15 protein-coding genes are annotated in these 18,300 nt (G+C 69.5%); 4 read left to right on the top strand and 11 right to left on the bottom strand.

Going from position 1 to position 18,300, the window contains the following annotated elements:
* Positions 1–22: 22 nt before the first annotated feature.
* The 6 genes from fabG to RM590_RS14700 all read right to left on the bottom strand — a co-directional run bounded on the left by fabG (position 23) and on the right by RM590_RS14700 (position 4,193).
* Positions 23–784, bottom strand: coding sequence for a 3-oxoacyl-ACP reductase FabG (gene fabG / locus RM590_RS14725; RefSeq protein WP_311704983.1), 762 nt, complete (start codon positions 782–784; stop codon positions 23–25).
* Between the two features lie 84 nt (positions 785–868).
* Positions 869–1,267 (bottom strand): DUF3037 domain-containing protein, encoded by a 399-nt coding sequence (locus RM590_RS14720; protein WP_311704982.1) that lies wholly within the window; start codon positions 1,265–1,267, stop codon positions 869–871.
* On the bottom strand, positions 1,264–2,094 hold the full coding sequence (locus RM590_RS14715) for a HipA family kinase (protein ID WP_311704981.1): 831 nt from the start codon (positions 2,092–2,094) through the stop codon (positions 1,264–1,266). Before RM590_RS14715 ends, RM590_RS14720 begins: the two co-directional genes overlap by 4 nt.
* A 337-nt stretch (positions 2,095–2,431) precedes the next feature.
* Positions 2,432–2,809: a hypothetical protein gene (locus tag RM590_RS14710; RefSeq protein WP_311704980.1), complete on the bottom strand. Its 378-nt coding sequence runs from the start codon at positions 2,807–2,809 to the stop codon at positions 2,432–2,434.
* Between the two features lie 102 nt (positions 2,810–2,911).
* Positions 2,912–3,025 (bottom strand): hypothetical protein, encoded by a 114-nt coding sequence (locus RM590_RS14705; RefSeq protein ID WP_311705091.1) that lies wholly within the window; start codon positions 3,023–3,025, stop codon positions 2,912–2,914.
* 376 nt (positions 3,026–3,401) lie between these two features.
* Positions 3,402–4,193 carry a helix-turn-helix domain-containing protein gene (locus RM590_RS14700; protein ID WP_311704979.1) on the bottom strand — a complete coding sequence of 264 codons (792 nt, stop codon included), beginning with the start codon at positions 4,191–4,193 and terminating at the stop codon, positions 3,402–3,404.
* Between the two features lie 188 nt (positions 4,194–4,381).
* Here RM590_RS14700 and RM590_RS14695 point away from each other — a divergent pair, with 188 nt between their 5' ends.
* Both RM590_RS14695 and RM590_RS14690 read left to right on the top strand, forming a co-directional pair.
* Entirely contained in the window at positions 4,382–5,593 is a 1,212-nt protein-coding gene (locus tag RM590_RS14695) for a Gfo/Idh/MocA family protein (protein WP_311704978.1), read from the top strand.
* A 62-nt stretch (positions 5,594–5,655) separates the two neighbouring features.
* Positions 5,656–5,805, top strand: a complete 150-nt coding sequence (locus RM590_RS14690; protein WP_311704977.1) for a hypothetical protein — start codon at positions 5,656–5,658, stop codon at positions 5,803–5,805.
* 567 nt (positions 5,806–6,372) lie between these two features.
* Here the strand turns inward: RM590_RS14690 and RM590_RS14685 are convergent.
* The 5 genes from RM590_RS14685 to RM590_RS14665 all read right to left on the bottom strand — a co-directional run bounded on the left by RM590_RS14685 (position 6,373) and on the right by RM590_RS14665 (position 15,547).
* Positions 6,373–8,412 carry a family 43 glycosylhydrolase gene (locus RM590_RS14685; RefSeq protein ID WP_311704976.1) on the bottom strand — a complete coding sequence of 680 codons (2,040 nt, stop codon included), beginning with the start codon at positions 8,410–8,412 and terminating at the stop codon, positions 6,373–6,375.
* A 447-nt stretch (positions 8,413–8,859) separates the two neighbouring features.
* The gene (locus RM590_RS14680) at positions 8,860–12,297 is read right to left on the bottom strand and encodes a putative Ig domain-containing protein (protein ID WP_311704975.1); all 3,438 of its coding nucleotides are present in this window, start codon (positions 12,295–12,297) and stop codon (positions 8,860–8,862) included.
* A 63-nt stretch (positions 12,298–12,360) separates the two neighbouring features.
* A complete protein-coding gene (locus RM590_RS14675) occupies positions 12,361–13,044 on the bottom strand; it encodes a carbohydrate ABC transporter permease (RefSeq protein WP_311704974.1) in 684 nt (227 codons plus the stop codon).
* A gap of 219 nt (positions 13,045–13,263) precedes the next feature.
* Positions 13,264–14,202 carry a carbohydrate ABC transporter permease gene (locus RM590_RS14670; RefSeq protein WP_311704973.1) on the bottom strand — a complete coding sequence of 313 codons (939 nt, stop codon included), beginning with the start codon at positions 14,200–14,202 and terminating at the stop codon, positions 13,264–13,266.
* A gap of 10 nt (positions 14,203–14,212) precedes the next feature.
* A complete protein-coding gene (locus tag RM590_RS14665; RefSeq protein ID WP_311704972.1) occupies positions 14,213–15,547 on the bottom strand; it encodes an ABC transporter substrate-binding protein in 1,335 nt (444 codons plus the stop codon).
* Between the two features lie 510 nt (positions 15,548–16,057).
* Here RM590_RS14665 and RM590_RS14660 point away from each other — a divergent pair.
* The gene (locus tag RM590_RS14660) at positions 16,058–17,161 is read left to right on the top strand and encodes a LacI family DNA-binding transcriptional regulator (RefSeq protein ID WP_311704971.1); all 1,104 of its coding nucleotides are present in this window, start codon (positions 16,058–16,060) and stop codon (positions 17,159–17,161) included.
* Between the two features lie 95 nt (positions 17,162–17,256).
* On the top strand, positions 17,257–18,273 hold the full coding sequence (locus RM590_RS14655; protein ID WP_311704970.1) for a hydroxyacid dehydrogenase: 1,017 nt from the start codon (positions 17,257–17,259) through the stop codon (positions 18,271–18,273).
* Positions 18,274–18,300 lie beyond the last annotated feature (27 nt).

Here is an 18,300-nt window from a genome sequence, read left to right as displayed (position 1 = left end):
CTCATCTTCCTTGTTCCTCCGCTCAGTCGAGAGGTCCGCCGGCCACGTACAGCACCTGTCCGGAGACGAAACCCGCGCCCTCGCCGGTGAAGAAGGCGATGGCGTCGGCGACGTCCTGGGGCCGGCCGACCCGGCGCACCGGGATGCTCTCGGCGGCGGCGCGCTGGAAGTCCTCGAATCCGACGCCCACCCGGGCGGCGGTCTGGGCGGTCATGTCGGTGGCGATGAAGCCGGGGGCGACGGCGTTGGCCGTGATGCCGAACTTCCCCAGCTCGATGGCCAGGGTCTTGGTGAAGCCCTGGAGGCCCGCCTTGGCGGCGGAGTAGTTGGCCTGCCCGCGGTTGCCCAGGGCGGAGCTGGAGGAGAGGTTGACGATGCGGCCGAAGCCGGCCTCGACCATGTGCGCCTGGCAGGCGCGGGACATCAGGAACGCGCCGCGCAGATGGACGTTCATGACGGTGTCCCAGTCGCCGTCGCTCATCTTGAACAGCAGGTTGTCGCGCAGGACACCGGCGTTGTTGACGAGGATCTGCGGCGGGCCGAGCTCCCCGGCGACCCGGTCGACGGCCGCGCGCACCGCCTCGGCGTCGGACACGTCGCAGCCGACGGCCAGCGCCCGGCCGCCCGCGGCGGTGATCTTCTCCACGGTGTCCTTGCCCGCGGCGGCGTCCAGGTCCAGCACGGCGACCGCGCGGCCCTGATCCGCGAGCCGGACCGCCGTGGCCGCGCCGATGCCTCTGGCCGCACCGGTGACGATCGCGACCCGCTGCTCGGTGGTGGACATGTCTGCTTCTCCTCGCCGTCGAGTGATGGGCTACCGCGAAGTAACTACCGCAGGGGCGACGCTAGAAACCCCGCGCACCATCTGTCAACGCACCAGCACGCGAAGCAGCCGGTCCAGCTCGCCGGGCGGGTCGGCCGTCAGGCCGGTGTGCACCGGCCCGGGCTGCACGACGGTGCTGCGCGGGGCGATCAGCCAGCGGAAACGGCGCCCGGCGTCGTCGCCCGCGGCGGGCCCGGCGGCCGTGCCGCCGTCGCAGACGCGTTCGGCGGCGTGCAGGGCGGCGCGGACGCCGGCCACGTCCGCGGCGGGGTCCAGCGCGCGCAGCCGGCTCTCGTCGAGGTGGGTGGCGGCGGCCAGGAAGGACCGGGCGCGGCAGTAGAGGATGACCCCGGCGTTGATCGACTCGCCGCGCTCGACCCGGGGGATCACGCGCAGCACGGCGTACTCGAAGACGTCGCGGTCGCGGCGTTCGGCGCGGCTCATCGTGCGGCTCCGCTCTTCCGCTCCGGCCGGCCGGTCAGCCAGCCGGGGGCCCGCGAGGGCCGGTCGGCGGTGGGCGCCCCCAGCGTGATGCGGTCGTGGCCGGTGGGGGCGCGGGCGGCCAGGGCCTCGGCGTAGGCGGCGCGCACCGCGTCGGGTCCGGCGAACCCCGGCTCGTCCACGAGCCATTCGTCGGGCACGTCGGCCAGCGTCTCGGCGAGCAGGTCGTCGGTGACCAGCGGCCCCAAGTCGGCCGCGGCGGCGGCCAGATCGGGACCGAACGGCGCCAGCGCGTGGTCGGAGGCGTCGTAGGGGCGCGCGGCCGAGGCGGTGGCGGCGGGCCAGTTGTGGTGCCAGATCAGCGCCGCGCCGTGGTCGATGAGCCACAGGTCGCCGTGCCAGACGAGCAGGTTGGGGTTGCGCCAGGAGCGGTCGACGTTGTTGACGAGGGCGTCGAACCACACGACGCGGCCGGCCTCTTCGGCCGACACCTGGAAGGCGAGCGGGTCGAAGCCGAGGGAGCCGGGCAGGAAGTCCATGCCCAGGTTCAGCCCGCCGCTGGCCTTGAGCAGCTCCTGCACCTCCTGGTCGGGCTCGGCCAGGCCGATGACCGGGTCCAGGGTCATGCGCACCAGCTCGGGCACGCGCAGCCCGAGCCGGCGGGCGAGGCCGCCGCAGATCACCTCCGCCACCAGGGACTTGCGGCCCTGGCCGGCGCCGGTGAACTTCATCACATAGGTCCCGAGGTCGTCGGCCTCGACGATCCCCGGCAGTGAGCCGCCCTCCCTCAGGGGGGTGACATAGCGGGTGGCGGACGTTTCGCGCAGCATCGTCCCAGGCTATATGCCCCTCCTGCCATGGAATTCACGGCAGGTCGGCGAGCCGCCCGGCTCGCCGACCCACCTTGATCATCTCTGGGGAGTTCCTGGGGAGTTCCGGCTGCCGAAGCCTACCGCCGCCCTCCCCCACCGAACAGCGCGTCGATGGCGGGACCCCCCTTGTCTCCAGCCTCCGACATGAAGTGCGCGTAGCGGTCCAGTCACGTCGTGGACGCGGAGCGCGGTCTCGAGCGGCCACGCCTCGCGGCGCGCCTTGGACGCTTTCGGCCATCGCACCGACTTCGAGCGCATGAGGTTCCTGGCGATGCGCCGGTCGTCAACAGCGGTCTCAAGGATCCCGGACAGCTCGGCCAGGATGCTTCGCCGGTAGTCGACCGAGGCCACCGTGGCCTCCAACTGTGCTATGCAGGCCCGCAGTTCCGCTGGCGTCACTTTCTTCAGCGCCAAATGCCCCAGGTGCGGCGCTAAATGAAGCCGGACCCTCTGCTCCTGCCCTCGCCTGGTCTTCGGGGCGCCCCCCACCCGGGCGCCAGCAGCGCTTCGCCAAGTTGATTTGATCGTGTGGTCGGTGATGCATGCCGCCGGTGCCGATCTGCAGCATGTCCGGGTCGTTCCAGTGGCCCGGTCCGGAGGCGTCGGGGAGGTACCAGCCGACGATGTTCTTCAGGCTGGACCGGCTGTCCTGGATGTTGCCGGTGGCGCCCATTCGCAGACGGAGTGGGATGGGGCGACCGGTGGCGTCGAGGGCGTCCTCCATGGACTGGTAGCGGTTGATGTGGACCTGCTGGAAGCCGTCGCTGTTGTTGTTTCAGTTGTCGCATTTGAGGTAGTCCACGCCCCAGTTGGCGAAGGTCTGGGCGTCGGTCTCCTCGTGGCCCAGGCGTCCGGGGAAGCCAGTGCAGGTTCGGCGCTGACGTCGCAGTCGAAGGCGTTCCGGTTGTTGAAGCCCATCGGGGGAGTCTGTGCGAGCGTGGCGCCCTTGGCGGCCGCCGGGGAGCCAGCGAGCACGGTTGGGGTGACCATGGCGGAGGCGACCAGCACCATGCCCGTCAGCCCCGCCAGAGCCTGCGTGTAGGTGATCGTTCCGCGGAAAGTCCTTCCGTCGGCAGCCCCCTGCCGGGCGTCAGGCAAACATCAGTACGGTCGTACGGTCGACCACGCCGACAGTCCGGAGCGCGCCTCGTTGTCGACCGGCATGACGAATGCAAGCTGGCTCGAGCGGCCCGAGTGTTCGCGGATGCGCGTCGGCGGGCACCGCTGGGCTCGTCGCGGGAGCCCCGGCGAGGCAGGAGGGCGGCTCAGCGCAGTCCGATTCGCGGGTGTTCTCGCCGGAACCTGGCCGGTGGTACGCCGCATGTGGAGGTGAACGCGGCGTAGAAGCGGCTGACCGAGCCGAAGCCGGACGCCGAGGCCACGTGGGCGATCGGCAGGTCGGTGGTGACCAGCAGGCGGCGGGCCTCGGCCAGGCGGCATCGCATGAGGTAGTCGCCGACCGTGACGTGGACGACCGTGCGGAACTGAGCCATCGCATGGCTGGGGTGCAGCCGTGCCGCCGCGGCGATGTCAGGGACGGTGAGAGGCTCGCGGAAGTGTTCGGCGATGTGCCGCACCATGGCGATGACCTGGCGCAGCGCGGGGGCACCGCCGGTGTAGTGGCGCACCGGTTCGCCCATCGCGGCCAGGGCGAGCCGGCGTACCCGGGCCTCGACTTCGAGCATGGCGATCCGGTGGCGTTCGGGCTGGCCGCTGGTCAGGTCGCTGGCCCACTGGGCGAAGCTCGCCGGGTCGGTGGTCGCGGCGGCTGGCGGCGCGGAGACCAGCGGTGTGCCGGACAGGAGGCGGCTGACGAGAGAGTCGGGCAGTCCCCAGCGCAGGAACTCCGCGAACGGCACGTAGATCCAGTGGACGCGGGTGGCCGAGTTCGCGACGAGTTGGTGCGGCACGGCGGCCCAGAACGCGGCCACGCTCCCGGGACCGACCTCGACCGGGACGCCGCCGAACAGGTAGAGCATCGTGCCGCCCTCGGCCACGAGGTTGATCTCCAGATCGTCGTGCTGATGGGCGGCGTCCATCAGCACGGGCCGGCCCATCCAGCCAGTGGGGCGGGACGGCTCGACGCGAGAAGGAATCAGAGGATCCAGGAAACTCTCACTCTCATCGATGAAGACTTCATGCTTCCTAGGTTCGTATCGTCGCATGCGGTGTCGCACCGGCTGCCGTCGGCCGCCGGTTCTGTGCGAGATGACGCGGCGGGCAGTCCGCGGTGAGGAGTCGTGAAGTGTTCTCTCTGGGTATCGTCGGAGCCGGGCAGTTCGCCGGATCGTTCGCCAAGCTGTGGCGGCTGCACCCGGGCGTGGGTGACATTCTGGCCTGCGATTTGCTGCCCGAGCGGGCCGCACGGCTCGCCGCCGACCACGACCTCGCCGGGACCCTCCCGTCGTACGAGGCCATGCTCGACTCGGACGTTGACGCGGTCGCGGTCTTCACCCAGCGCTGGACGCACGGCCCGCTCGTCCTCCAGGCGCTGCGCGCAGGCAAACACGTCTACTCGGCGGTGCCCATGGCCATCACCGAGCAGGAGATCGCGGCCATCATCCAGGCGGTGCGGGAGACGGGCCTGACGTACATGATGGGCGAGACCAGCCACTACAACCCGGCAACCGTCTACGCCCGCCAGCGGGCCGCCGCCGGCGCCTTCGGCCGGCTCTTCCACGCCGAGGGCGACTACGTCCACGACATGGACCTCGGTTTCTACCACGCCTACCAGTACAGCGGCGGCGAGAACTGGAAGGCCACGGCAAGCTACCCGCCGCTGCTCTACCCGACCCACTCCCTCGGCGGAATCCTGGGAGCCTGGCAGACCTATGCCACGAGCGTCAGCGCGATCGGCGTCGTCGACGACCGCGAGGACGGGGTCTTCGACCGTGCGATCAGCCAGTTCGGCAACGACTTCTCCAACGCCACCGCGCTGTTCGAAGCGGCCGGCGGCGGCTCCTTCCGCATCAACGAGTTCCGCAGGGTCGGTTACCCCTCCTACATACGGGAATCGCGATTCCGGTTCTTTGGAACCGAGGGGAGCCTGGAGCAGCTCGCGACGGTCAGCCTCTGGCAGGACAAGAAGGGCGTCGAAGACATCACCGAACATCTGCACCCCAGGCCCACTCTCTCCCCGGACGATCCCTCACTGGCCCACCTCGCCCCCGCCCTGCGCGACGCCTTCGCGTCCGGAACGGCTCCTGTCCACGACCGTTCCCGGTTGCCGCGAGAGTTCGCCCACGCCCCCAACGGCCACGAGGGCAGTCACCACTTCCTGGCCGACGACTTCGTGAGGGCCGTCACCACGGGCTCACTCCCCCCGGTCAACGCCTGGGTCGCCGCCCGCTACACCCTGCCCGGCGTTATCGCCCACCAGTCCGCCCTCCAAGGCGGCGCCCGGCTGGAGATCCCCGACTTCGGAGAGGCCCCCGCCCAGCCGGACGCAGAGGGCTGAGTGAGCGCCGTCGGGCCCGTCCGCTCCGTGGCGCACAGCGGTTCGCCGACGGCGCCCAGCCGGTGGGGTCGCAGGTCGTCCGCGGCACGCCGTCGCTGGACCAGGCGGCGAGGAGGCCGCCCGGCGCGACGCAGCCGCACGTCGCCGTGGAGGGTGATGTGCAGATTGTGGATGCCGGTGCGAGCGTCGTCGAATGGCTGATGGTGGTGTAGGTGTAGCGGTCGGGAGTGTGTGCGACAGCGAGTGTTACGCGGAAAGCGGTGCCGCGCACGTGTAGTTCGACCTCGGCGGGGGCCGCGCCGTTGGTGGTGGCGGCGGCGGTGAGGCTGATATGGCCGGGGCCGTTGGGGCCGAAGTCGCAGGAGCGGTGGACGAGCCCGCCAGACCCTGCGTGGTCGCGGGCAGGTGTCGCGGAGTCGCCGGAGGTTTTGCTGTGGTCGGCCAGTTCGACGCCGTGGGATTCGTCGAAGTCCGCGGCGTCGATCCCGGTGCTCATCACCGGGTGCCGCCCGACGGATTCGCCGTCCACGGTCACGGGGGCCGAGGTACGGATGTCGTGGCTGAAGGCACCGGCCCGGATCTGATACGCGTCCGGCTCGCAGCTCGGCGCTGACAGGGAACCGCCGCGACTGGCAGGACTTGGTGCGGGCCCCGTTGTCGTTCAGGCGGGGACGACGAGACGAACAGCTCGCGCTCGGCCGCCGCGATGGCCTCGTGCCGCAGGCCGGGCACCTCACCGACGCGTGTCCCACTCTTGTGCAGCTCCCGGCGATCTCTCCTTAGCCGGTGACGCGGTGGAAGGTCCATCGCTGGTTGGACCCGCCGTTGTCACGGTACTGGATCAGCGCGACACCATCGGCCGCACTGCCTCCGCCGACGTCGAGCACCTTGCCGCTGTTGCGGTTGACCACGAGGAACACGCCACCGGTCTGCGGGCACAACTGCCACTGCTGGCTCGCCCGGCCGTTGGCGGTCGCCTGCACGACCCGCGCGCCGTCCGCCGACGACACCCCCGCCACGTCAAGCACCTTGCCGCTGCCGACGCAGGTGATGGTGTGGTAGCCGTCCCCGGTGGACTGGAAGGCCCAGTGCTGGTTCGGTTCGCCGGTATCGGGCCACTGGATCACGGCGGCGCCGTCCGCGTTCGACGCACCGGAGACGTCGGCGACCTTGCCACTGCGCACGCTGACGCACGTATAGGCCCTGGTGGGTGCGATGGTGTACCGCACTGAGTCCACGTCGACGTGGCCGGTGCCGTTCGGGTTGTAGGTGTAGATGCCGACCCGGTCACCGCGGTAACCGCCCCACGTGAGCTGGTAGGTGCCACCGAACGCGGTGAACGTGCCCCCATCGAGGCTGTAGGAGAAGCGGCTGACCCCGTTCACGTCCCACGATGTGCGCAGCCACACGGCGTTCTGTGCGATCGCCGGACCGTACGTCAGGCTGCCACCGGCGTTATGCGCGATCATGGTGATGGTCCCGGAGCGCCGGACACCCAACCCGGCGTAGGTCGCCGCGTAGTGGCACAGCCCGGCATGCTGGCCGTCGCCGAGGCCGGCCAGTTCGAGGCGGACCGTCACCGTCACGCCGCCCGCCGTGCGCAGCACCCGTTGGGTGAGTGTGTTCCCGGCCTTGGTCAGGTCGTCGGCCGCCAGCGGAACAAACGCCTTCAACCGCAGGTAGCCGGGGCGTTCGGTCAACGACCACCGGTCCGCGCGCGGCTGGTAGTGCCACTCCCACTGCGGCTTGAGGCGGGTATCGGTGAACAAGTCGCTGGTCACCACGGGCGGCAGCGCGTCGACCGGCATACCGGGTGTGCCGCCGGCGGGCACCTGGCCCGTCCACACCATGGTGCCGATGCCGTCCGCGCCCACCGAGCCCAGGATCGGCCAGCCGTCCACCCAGGTCACCGGCAGCAGGGACAGCACGCGCCCCTCCCAGCCGCCGTGGCCGTGGTGGGTCACAAAGTACCAAGCACCGTTGGGAGCCTGCACCAGTCCACCCTGGTTGGGCTCACGGTCCACCGAGGTGTTGACGTGCGCCAGCTGCCTGGTCTCGAACGGGCCGTAGAGGCTGGAGCCGCGGTTCATCATGAGCACCCGGCCCTCGGACGTCACCTCGCTGAAGAGGTGGTAGTAGACACCGTCGAACTTGTACAGCTTGTTGGCCTCGCTGCCCTGCGACTGATGGATGACCGAGGACGGGCCGATCAGCGACTTCCCGTCCTCGGACAGCTTGAACAGGTGCACCTTGTAGGAGTCCGCGTAGTGCGTGGAGACCAGGTAGCCCTGGCCGTCGTCGTCCCAGAATGGGCACACGTCGTTCCAGCCGGCGGTCCGCCACAGCGCGTGCAACGGCTCCCACGGCCCGGTCGGCGACGGGGCCGACGTCATGAAGAAGCCTTCGTCGGGAGCGTTGAAGTACACCCAGTAGCGCCCCGCGTGGTAGCGGATGGCCCCGGCCCACACGCCGCGGCCGTAGCGGTTCATCCGGTCCCAGTTCAGCTCTGGTCCGATGCGGGTGACATCGTCGACTACGCCACCGAGCGTCCGCCAGTTGACCAGGTCCTTCGAGTGCAGGACGGCCACGCCGGGCGAGTACCCGAACGTGCTGGTGATGCCGTAGTAGTCGGCGCCGACCCGGATGCAGTCCCAGTCGCTGAGGTCGGCCGGGATGATGGGGTTGACGTAGGTGCCGTCGCCCTGGTCGCCCCACGTACCAGCCGGAGGGGTGGCTGCCGACGCCGCGCTTGGTGGCAGCCGGAGGGGCCCGGTGCCGACCGCGGCGATTCGGCCGAGCTGTCGTCTGGTGGTGTTCACGATTTTGTCCATGGTTGGGAGTCATCACGTGCGGTTCCAACGCGGAACCAGCCTGGTGTCCGGGTGGGCTGGACAGTGCGATCCGGCCCGACGTCGATCCGCTCGCCGGTCTCGGCGTCGATGATCACGGTGGCGTAGCGGTGCCGACGCTTGAGGGCAAGTCGTCGATGCCGAGCACACACGGGACGCGCAGGGCGGTCGGGCGGGAGAGCGGAAGCCATGCACCGGCCCCGTCGGCTGCCCGCACGCCGGGCACGGCACGGGATCGTCCTGGCCCGCGCCGACACCCGTCACTCTTCATCACCTACGGGACGGAGACGTTCGTTGTACACCTCCAGCGGATGTCTTCACGGACCTTGCGAGTGGCCGCCCAGGTGAGGGCCGGGAATCCGTTAGCGCTCATGGAGCGCTAACGGATTCGTCGGGTGTGCGCACCTTCGTGGCGGCCTACGCGTCGTTGATGTCGCCGTAGAGCTCGACCTCGGAGAGGTTGCCGGACCAGTTCGCGGCGTTGTGGATCCGCAGGTACCGGTAGTGATCCTCGCCCGAGGCGGTCTGGTAGCTCCAGCCGTTCGCAACGGCCCCGGTGAGCGGCTTGGTGAGGTCGGTCCAGGTCTGGCCGTCGTTCGACCCCTGCACGACCGTGCCGTTGGCCCGCTGCGGGTGGCTGGCCCGCGGCAGCATCAGCACCAACTCGGGCCGCACGGCCGCGTTCGCGCCGAAGTCGATGGTGTAGAACGCCCCTGGCCCGGTGTTCAGGTCGCCGTATGTGTCTGGGTCGCCGTCGAAGAGCAGGTAGCCAACCTCGTCGGCGCCCAGTCCGTTACCCGGCCACTGCTTGTCGGAGGCGGTGACGGTGGCCAGCCCGGCCACCTCGATGAGGTGTGCGGGGTCCGTGATGTAGAGCTTCGACCCATCGGTGGTGCCGTAGAAAGTCGGTCCGGACTCGCCGTCGGAGCCGGTGTAGTCGACCGTGAGGGTGACCGGGCCGGCCTCGACGTCGTCGAGGGCGACCGAAGCGTTCCAGTTGACGCCGTCGTCCGAAGTGGCCGCCGCCGATTGGCCCATCACGTCGACGGTGAGTGAGTCGAGCGGCTCCTTCGCGGTGACTGAGACATCGACGGTGTCGCCCATCGTGATCCTTCCCGCGACGGCCTGGTCGGAGGTGATCGAGGTCGCCTCGATCAGGTTGCCGCTCTCGTGGCGTTCGCCGTAGATGTGAAACTCGGTCATCTCGAACACGCCCCGCACGATCCCGTAGAGGACGTCCGGCTGCTGTTCGAGCATCTGGACCTTGATGTATCGGAACCGGTCGTCCTGAAGGTCCTCGGCGACGTCCAGGGTGTTGAAGTCCTGGGTGAACGCCGTGGTCCCCGGGGTGAGCCGGGTCCAGTTGGTGCCGTCGTTGGAGCCGAACACCGTCGAGTTGGCCAGGCGGTCGGCGAAGATGTTGCTCTGGAATCCGAACTTCATGGCCGAGACTCTGAAGTCAGGGCCGAAGTCGAAGGTGTGCGACATGTTGACGGCCTGGGGGTAGACGGTGCCGGTCTGTGCGTCGCCATCGACCATGTTGACGACGCGCTCCCCGGTGGTGGAGGAGGCGACGAGCCCCGGGTAGTCGAGGCTGCCGTCCAGATCGCTCTTCGGCGAGAGCAGGCGCAGTCCGTCGACGGCCGTGACGAGGTCGGCCAGCGCTGCCAGGTATTCCGTCTCGGAGCCGTGCTTGCGCAGAGCCTCGGCGGTGTCGTCGGCGTCCCTGTAGGCGGCCTCGGTCGCGGACTCGTACAGGGTCTTGGGGTCGTACCCGTCCTCGGCGAGCTCCAAGGCGCCCTCGCGGCCGTCGGCGGCGACCAGGGTGAGGCGGCGGGCGGCGGCGTTGGTGCCGTCGTCGGCGGCGACGGTGACCGTCCAGGAGCCGGCCTTGGCCGGAGTCCAGGTCAGGGTGCCGGTTTCCGGGTCGAGTTCGGCGCCGTCGGGAAGCCCGGTCGCGGCGTACGTCGTGCCCTCGGCGGCGGTCGCGGCGAGGTCGACGGTGACGTCGGCGCGGGCCCAGCCGACGATCCGGTCGGCGGCGTCCTCGGGGAAGACCGGCCCGGTGAGTTCGGCTTGGGCGTTGATGTTGATGTGGTCGAGGTCGACGGTGGCGCCTTCGGTCTCGATGAACAGGATGTCGTCCATGGGTCCGTCGACCGTGACATAACGCCATGCGCCGCCGGTGTCCGGCACGATCATGGGGTACTCGCGTTGCATGCTGTGGCCGTGTCTGGCTGTGCGCAGGTTGATCACGGCGCGGCCTTCGGTGCGGACGAGGAAGCCGAGCCGCGGGCGGTTGGCCTGGCCGCTGAGATACGCGATCTCCGAGCCGTCGGCCATGCGCACGTAGCCGTCGCCGGTCTCGACGTCCCCGGCCAGGTGCGTGTAGCGTTCCTCGACCTCGTAGATGTTGGGGTTGTCGCCCAGTGGTGGCGGGGTCGGCTCCCCGGCCGCCTCGGCAGGGGCGAACAGCCACGAGTCACCGCCGCCGTCACCGCCGTCCCACGAGTTGTTCACCGTTCCGCCGCGGTGGTACAGCGGGCCGGGGCGCTGGGCGTAGGCCTCGGCGAAGTAGGGGGCCATCGCCTCGACGTCCCTGCCGAGCGTGAACCTGTAGTAGTAGTAAATCTCCCAGAAACTCGCGGTCGAATAACGGCCGCGGTAGCCGTCGGAGATGTGGTTGTAGGTGTCGCGGATCGTGCCGTCCGGCGAGATCGCGTAGCCAACCGGCGTCCACTCGGTGTCGTAGCCGAGCATGAACTGCCAGAAGTAGTCGGCGGCATCCAGGATGCGATCGTTCAGGAACTCATACGGCCCCACCGCGTCCTCGGCGGTCGAGACCGTGCCGTCGACCGGGTCCACCCAGGTGTCCTGGGCGAGCAGCATGCGCGCCAGGACCGCGAAGTTCGTGAGATTGCCGCCGGCGTGCGCCTGATCGCGGCCCATTTCGACCAGCTGCACGTGGGGGTCGTCGATCGGCTCGCCGGTCCTGTCATTCGTGTCGACCCAGCGGAGCAGCCGCGCGATGGAACCGTTGAAGCCCTCGTCCTTGGCGGTTGAGTTGACGGTGAACCACTCGACCTTCTCCTCGTACAGGGCGGTGTCGTCCATGAAGATCGCCCCGGCCATGGAGCCCATCAGCGGGTAGTTGTGCTGGTTCATGAAATGGTCAGGAGAGGACATGAACGTCTCGATGGAGGGCACGATGAGGTTCTCAGTGAGAGCCTGGGTGTCGGCCTCGGTCCACGGGTAGGCCTCGTCCTCGCCGCAGCTGGTGTAGCGCAGCAGCTCGGCGGCGGAGACCATGCGGAAGAGCGGGACACCGGTGTAAATGTGCGAGTCAGTGTGGTACTCGTACTTGGCGGGGTCCATCTGCGCCCAGATGCGGAGGATGTCCAGGGAGTTCCTGCGGTGGACCTCCTTTCCGGTGAGCACGTACATGACCGCCTGCGTGTAAGCCTTCAGGCCGTCGGAGACGAAACGCCCTTTCATGCCCGCGTTGAACGCGTCGGAGGCGGGCCTGGTCGGGTCGGACCCGGCATTGGACGACCTCACGTTCTCGCCGGCCGCGGCGGACCGCTTCATGGCCTCGAACCCGGAGGTCCACGGCTCAGCGCCCGCGGCGATCTGCCGGCGCGCGTTCTCCAGGATCGGCTCGGTCAGGCCGACGCCGGGGTGGGCGAACCCCTGCTCGCTGACGGTCGGCTGGAACGTCACGTCGCACGTGCCGAGATCCTGCCCGGGTGCTGGCCGGGCCACCGCGACGAGGAGTCCGGTGACGAGGAGGAGCACTGCGGCGAACGCACGGAACCGTCTGCCGTGGCCGCCTGCGGCGGCTACAGTCTGATCCACAAAAGGCACCTTCTTCGTTGAAGTGGAGGATGTAAGGACGTGTAGGGCGGCGGGCGTCCGCGGTCACTTCAGGCTGCCGAGGCTGACCCCCGTGCGCCAGAAGCGCTGCATCGAGACCATCAGCACCACCATCGGGATGAGGGAGATGATCGAGCCGACCACGACCATGCCGGTCAGGTCGACGGTCTGGTCGTGCTTCACCGTCAGCCAGGAGTAGAGGCCGAGCATGACGGTCCACTTCTCGCTGCTGCGCAGGAAGACCAGAGGGCCGAAGAAGGAGTTCCACATCCCGACGAATCCGAGCAGGAAAATGGTGGCCGCACCCGTGGACATCAGGCGGACGCCGACCTGGAAGAAGATGCGGTACTCGCCCGCGCCGTCGATGCGGGCCGCCTCCAGCAGCTCGTGAGGAATGGCTCCCTCGGCGTACACCTTGGCGAGGTAGACCGAGAAGGCGTTGAAGAAGCTGGGGACAATGATCGCGGTCGGAGTGTCGATGAGACGCAGGTCGGTGTAGAGCAGGAAAGAGGGAATGGTGAGCAGGGCGCCGGGGACGAGGAAGGAGCCGATGATGCAGCCCATCAGGAAGCCGCGTCCCCGGAAGCTGTACATCGCCAGGCCGTATCCGCACGCGACGGATATCAGCGTCATTCCCGCCGTGCCGACGATGCCGTAGAACAGGGTGTTCCACATCCACGTCAGGAAGATCCCGTCCTGGTAGGTGAAGAGATCTTCGAAGTTCTGCATGAGGTTGAACTCGGCGAACCACAGGCCGTTGGAGGTATAGAGGTCCCGCTGCGACTTGGTCGCGGAAACGATCAGCCACCAGACGGGGGCCAGGGAGTAGAGGGTGAACAGGACCAGGCCCGTGATGATCAGGGCCCGGGTCCGCCGGGTGGTCCGGGCCCCGTCCGGTCGATGGTGTGGCCGGCCCCGGCGGGGTGGCCTTCGGGTGGGTGGTGGTGGTCATGAGGTGGGCGCCTTGTTCGTAAGCCGGTAGAAGAGGGCCGAGACGGAGCCCACGACCAGGGCCAGGATGATCGACAGGGTGGCGGCGTAGTTGAACTCGCCCTGCGCGAAGGCCCAGTCGTAGATGGCCATGATCGGCGTGAAGTCGCGGGTGACCGTCTCCGGGGTCATCGAGCGGAACAGCACGGGGTCGCTGAAGATCTGGAGCGTTCCGATGATGGCCAGCACCGTGGTGAGTACCAGCGTGCGGCGGACCATCGGAATCTTGATCGACCACGCGACGCGCCATTCCGACGCGCCGTCGACGTACGCGCTGTCGTAGATCTCGCGGGGAACCGACCGCAGCGACGCGTAGATGATCAGCATGTTGAAGCCGATCGCGCCCCACGCCATGAGATTCCCGATCGAGACCCAGATCATCTCGCCGCTGTAGAAGTTGGCGTCGATGCCGACGACATCGAACATCGGCGTGAGCGGGCCGACGTCCGGGCTGTAGACGTAGACCCAGATCAGCGTGGCGACGATGCCCGGAATCATGTACGGAATGAGCAGCGGCAGCCGGAAGACGTTCGCGACGCGCTGCGTGGCGGAGTCGAGCAGCAGCGCCAGGAGCACGCTGAGGATCTGGATCGCGGGAATGCAGACCAGCGCGAACAGCGCCACCCGCAGCATCGACGCCCAGAACCGGCCGTCCCCGAACCCCTCGATGAAGTTGTCGAGGCCGACGAACTCCACCGTCTTCTCGCCGAAGCCGAGGCCCGAGCTCTGCTCCCGGTAGAAGCTCTCCCGCAGCGCCATGACCAGGGGAACGACGGTGAAGACGACGAATCCGAGGAAGAACGGCAGGGTGAACGACGCGCCCTTGAGCGCCACCAGCCGGTGCCAGCGCGGCAACCGGCTGGCGGGCGGCTTTCGCTGATCGACGGAAACGGCCATTGCTTGAGCCTCAGCTTCCGACGACGTTGATGTTCTTGGAGCGCAGATCCTCCACCGTGAAGTCCTGCATCCGCTCCAGCAGCTCCACCATGGTGATCTCGCCGTTGACGGCATTGGCCCACTGGTCCTGCAGCTCGGCGAAGACGCCGGTGTAGTTGGGCCCGACCACCCACGGGTCCCGGCCGGCCTGGACTGCCCTCAGGATCACGTCGCGGGCCTCGCCACGGCGCTCGCCGAAGAGGCGTTCGGGGACGGCGGAGTCGACCCACGGGGACGGGTCGGGCACGGCGCCCGGCCACGCGTACGCGCCGGTCTCCGGGTCGAGCGTGGCATTGATCGCCTCCTCGTTCGTGGCCTTCCAGACGGAGACCTCGACCGCCTCCTCCACGTGCTCGCAGCCATCGGGCACGATCTCGGCGCCGCCGTGTGCGGGCGTGACGAACTCCCCGGCGTCCGAGAACTGCGGCAGATCCATGGGCTGCCAGTCGCCGATCGTGTTCCGGAAATCGATCTCGTACTTGGTCAGCTGCCAGGTCGAGGTCGGCAGGGAGACCATCTGGCCCGAGTCGAAGTACTCGATCAGCGCGGGCCGGTCGAGGTAGGTCTGGTGGGCGACCAGGTTCTTGTCGATGAGCTGCTGCACGATGTCGGCGGCCTTGCGGGACTCCTCGGAGAGGAAGTCGACGCGCCACGCGTCGCCCTCGATCTCGTACCAGGAGCCGCCGGCCTGCTGCACCAGGTTGACGAGGGTGGAGGGGTCCTCGCCGGCGAGGTTCATGACGTAGATGCCGTGCGGGCGCAGTTCCTCGCCCGCCGCGATGAGCTCGTCCCAGGTGGTGGGGACCTCGATGCCGTACTCGTCGTACACGGCGCGGTTGATCATCATGAAGCTGGGGTTGAAGCCGGTGGGCACGCCGTAGTAGCGGTCGCCGACCTGGGCGCCGGGCAGCGCCGCCTCGTTGAAGACGCCGTCGTCGAGGTAGGGCTGGAGCGCGTCGGTGACGTCGATCAGCAGGCCCTCGGCGGTGAGGGCGGGCACCTCGCCGACGCCCGTCATGCTCTGCACCAGGCAGGGGACGCCCTCGCCGGAGGCGACCGCGTTGCGGAGGTTGGCGGCGGCGCTGGTGATGTCTACCTGCTTCACCAACCTGATCTGGATGTCGTCGTGGGTGGCGTTGAACTCGTCGACGATCGGCTGCATGGTGCGTTCCTCGTTCCAGGACCACATCTCGATGACGACCGGGCCGTCGCCCTGGTCGCCCTCGGCGCCGCCGCCGCACGCCGTCGCCAGCAGGGACAGGGTGACGGCGACTGCGGACGCCAGCGTGATTCTCGCGGGTTGCATAAGGACACTCCGGGGATGGTGATGGGTCGTCAGGCGGGGCACTGCGGCTTATCGCTTAGTTACCGTTTTCTATCGCCTGTACATGGTCGAGCAAGTTAGGCGTGGGGGTGGATCGCGTCAACCGTTCGCACAAAGGTTTTCCATCCTCGCCGACCGCTCGCGCGACTCGTTCCACGACTGGCAGGACGAGCGGCGCAGCGCGTGACGGCAGCAGGCTCGGGGCGAGTTCGGCGGCGTCGAGGTGGCGCGGGACGGCGCCCGGCGCGCTGCTGCGGTAGACGCGGCACGCGGGCGACGGCGAGCAGGTCGCCCCGCCTGGAACAAGCCCAAGGTGGTGTCTGAGGTGTTCCCCACCAGCGACCGCGCCACGGGCGACCACCGCACCTCTGACCGGCCCGTGGCCCTCCACCACCACCGTCACCTGACGGCGGCAACGGGCCTCCAGCGGACGGCACGTCCCTCCTCCCCCGCGCCGGACGCGCCGCCCGCCCACCCATTACGCTGAGGCATGTGACAAACGATTTCCGCAAAGGGGCCGACGGCGCGCGCCATCGGCGCGCCACGTTGAAGGACGTCGCCCGCCGGGCCGAGGTCTCGGTGCCGACCGTCTCCCGCGTCATCGCCGGCGACTATCCGGTCGCGCTGGGCACCAGGCGACGGGTGGAGAAGGCGCTGCGCGAGCTGGACTACGTCGCCAACACGCACGCCCGCGCCCTGCGCGGGCACGGCGCCAAGACCGTGGCGTTCATCCTGAGGGACGTGCGGGGCCAGGCGTTCGCGCAGTTCGCGCACGGCATCGAGGAGGAGGCGTCCCGCTGGGGCCGACTGTGCCTGCTGTGCGTCAGCGGCGGCGACCCCGTCCGGGAGCTGCGAGCCCTGAACCTCATGCGCCAGCAGGGCGCCGAGGCCGTCATCATCATCGGCAGCATCGTGGACGACGAGGCGTACCGGCGGCAGATGACGGAGATCGCACGCTCCCTTGACCAGGCCGGCTCTCGGCTGGTGCTGTGCGGCCGCCCGCCGCTGGGCGAGGGCGTGCCCGTGACGATCGTGGAGTACGAAAACGAGGCCGGCGCGCACGCCGTCACCAGCCGTCTGCTGGCGGCCGGCCACCGCCGCATCCTGCTGTTCGGCGGCGACGTCGCGTTCACCACCAGCGCCCAGCGCTTCGCCGGCTACCGCAGGGCGCTGACCGACTACGGCGTCCCGTACGAGGAGGACCTGGTCGTCAAGGCCGCCTTCGACCGCGGTGACGCGTACCTGCGGATGCGGGAACGGCTCGCCGCCGCACGCGACTTCACCGCCGTCTTCGCCCTCACCGACGTCATCGCGGCCGGCGCGCTGCGGGCCCTGACCGAGGCCGGCCTTCAGGTGCCGGGGGACGTCTCGCTCGTCGGGTACGACGACGTGCCGCCGGCCACGGACCTCAGGCCGCTGCTGACCACCGTGCACGTGCCGTACGAGGAGATGGGCCGCACCGCGGTCCAGCTCGCGCTCGACCACCGGGGCAGCGGCCGGTTCGCGCGCGAGAGCCATGTGCTGCTCGGCACTCACGTGGTGTTCCGCGACTCCGTCGCGCCCCCGCCGGCCGGCACGGCCCGCGCCCCACGCTAGCTCCGCCCGGACCCGCCCGGGCGCGGTTGACCCGGGCGAGGCACGCGCTTACCATGGAGAACGATTTCTACATGATCGGAAGGGACGTCCGCCCCATGCCTGAGCGACCCTCGGCGCTGTTCGCCCTGGAGTCCCGTTACCTCCCGCTGCTCTTCCCGCCGGAGGTCATGGCGCGGCTCACTGCCCTCGCCGACGTCGATCCGGGCACCGTCGCCGACCTGCGGCATCCGGGCGCAGCCTCCGCTGCCCGGCGGCTGCTGGCCGACACGGAGGTGCTGATCACCGGCTGGGGCTGCCCGCCGCTCGCCGTGGATGTCCTCGACGCCGCGCCCAAGTTGCGCGCGGTGCTCCACACCGGTGGCTCGGTCAAGCACCTGCTGCCGCCGGAGGGCTGGGAGCGGGGCGTGCTGGTCTCCTCCGCCGCCGCCGCGAACGCGCTGCCGGTGGCGGAGTACACGCTCGGCATGATCCTGCTGGCCGGCAAGGGCGTGTTCGAGCTGCGCGAGCGCCTGCGGGCCGAGCGCGGCTTCGTCCTGGGCGAGATCCACCCCCATATCGGGAATGTCGGCCGCCGCGTCGGCCTCGTCGGTGCCTCCAAGATCGGCCGGCGGGTGATCGAGTTGCTGCGGCCGTTCGACTTCGAGGTGCTGCTCCACGACCCGTACGTGGACCGGTCCGAGGCGGCGCGGCTGGGCGTGCGGCAGGTCCCGCTGGCGTCGCTGCTCGCGACCAGCGACATCGTGAGCGTCCACGCCCCCGCCACCCCCGCTACGCGCCACATGATCGACCGCGCCGGGTTGGCTTCGATGCGCGACGGCGCGGTCCTGGTCAACACCTCGCGCGGCAGCCTCATCGACCACGACGCGCTCGCCGCCGAGCTCGTCTCCGGGCGGTTGTCGGCCGTTTTGGACGTCACCGAACCCGAGCCGCTGCCCGCCTCCTCACCCCTGTACGAGCTGCCGAACGTGCTCCTCACCCCACACATCGCCGGCTCCCACGGCAACGAGCTGCGGCGCCTGGGCCTGACCGCTGTCGAGGAGCTGGAACGGCTGCTGGCGGGGCACGCCCTGCGGTACCGGGTCGACCACGGCGACTTCCACCGCGTCGCCTGACAGGGCCCGGGGTTGGCGGCGCGGCGC

The organism is Streptomyces litchfieldiae (assembly GCF_031845365.1).
GTDB lineage: Bacteria > Actinomycetota > Actinomycetes > Streptomycetales > Streptomycetaceae > Streptomyces > Streptomyces litchfieldiae.
This window is presented reverse-complemented; position numbering and strand designations above follow the sequence as displayed.

Excerpts from the sequence above, each read along its gene's own strand:
- fabG (WP_311704983.1), bottom strand. The coding sequence starts at position 784 with ATGTCCACCACCGAGCAGCGGGTCGCGATCGTCACCGGTGCGGCCAGA.
- RM590_RS14720 (WP_311704982.1), bottom strand. The coding sequence starts at position 1,267 with ATGAGCCGCGCCGAACGCCGCGACCGCGACGTCTTCGAGTACGCCGTG.
- RM590_RS14715 (WP_311704981.1), bottom strand. The coding sequence starts at position 2,094 with ATGCTGCGCGAAACGTCCGCCACCCGCTATGTCACCCCCCTGAGGGAG.
- RM590_RS14710 (WP_311704980.1), bottom strand. The coding sequence starts at position 2,809 with ATGGGCGCCACCGGCAACATCCAGGACAGCCGGTCCAGCCTGAAGAAC.
- RM590_RS14700 (WP_311704979.1), bottom strand. The coding sequence starts at position 4,193 with ATGGGCCGGCCCGTGCTGATGGACGCCGCCCATCAGCACGACGATCTG.
- RM590_RS14675 (WP_311704974.1), bottom strand. The coding sequence starts at position 13,044 with ATGCAGAACTTCGAAGATCTCTTCACCTACCAGGACGGGATCTTCCTG.
- RM590_RS14670 (WP_311704973.1), bottom strand. The coding sequence starts at position 14,202 with ATGGCCGTTTCCGTCGATCAGCGAAAGCCGCCCGCCAGCCGGTTGCCG.
- RM590_RS14665 (WP_311704972.1), bottom strand. The coding sequence starts at position 15,547 with ATGCAACCCGCGAGAATCACGCTGGCGTCCGCAGTCGCCGTCACCCTG.
- RM590_RS14655 (WP_311704970.1), top strand. The coding sequence starts at position 17,257 with ATGCCTGAGCGACCCTCGGCGCTGTTCGCCCTGGAGTCCCGTTACCTC.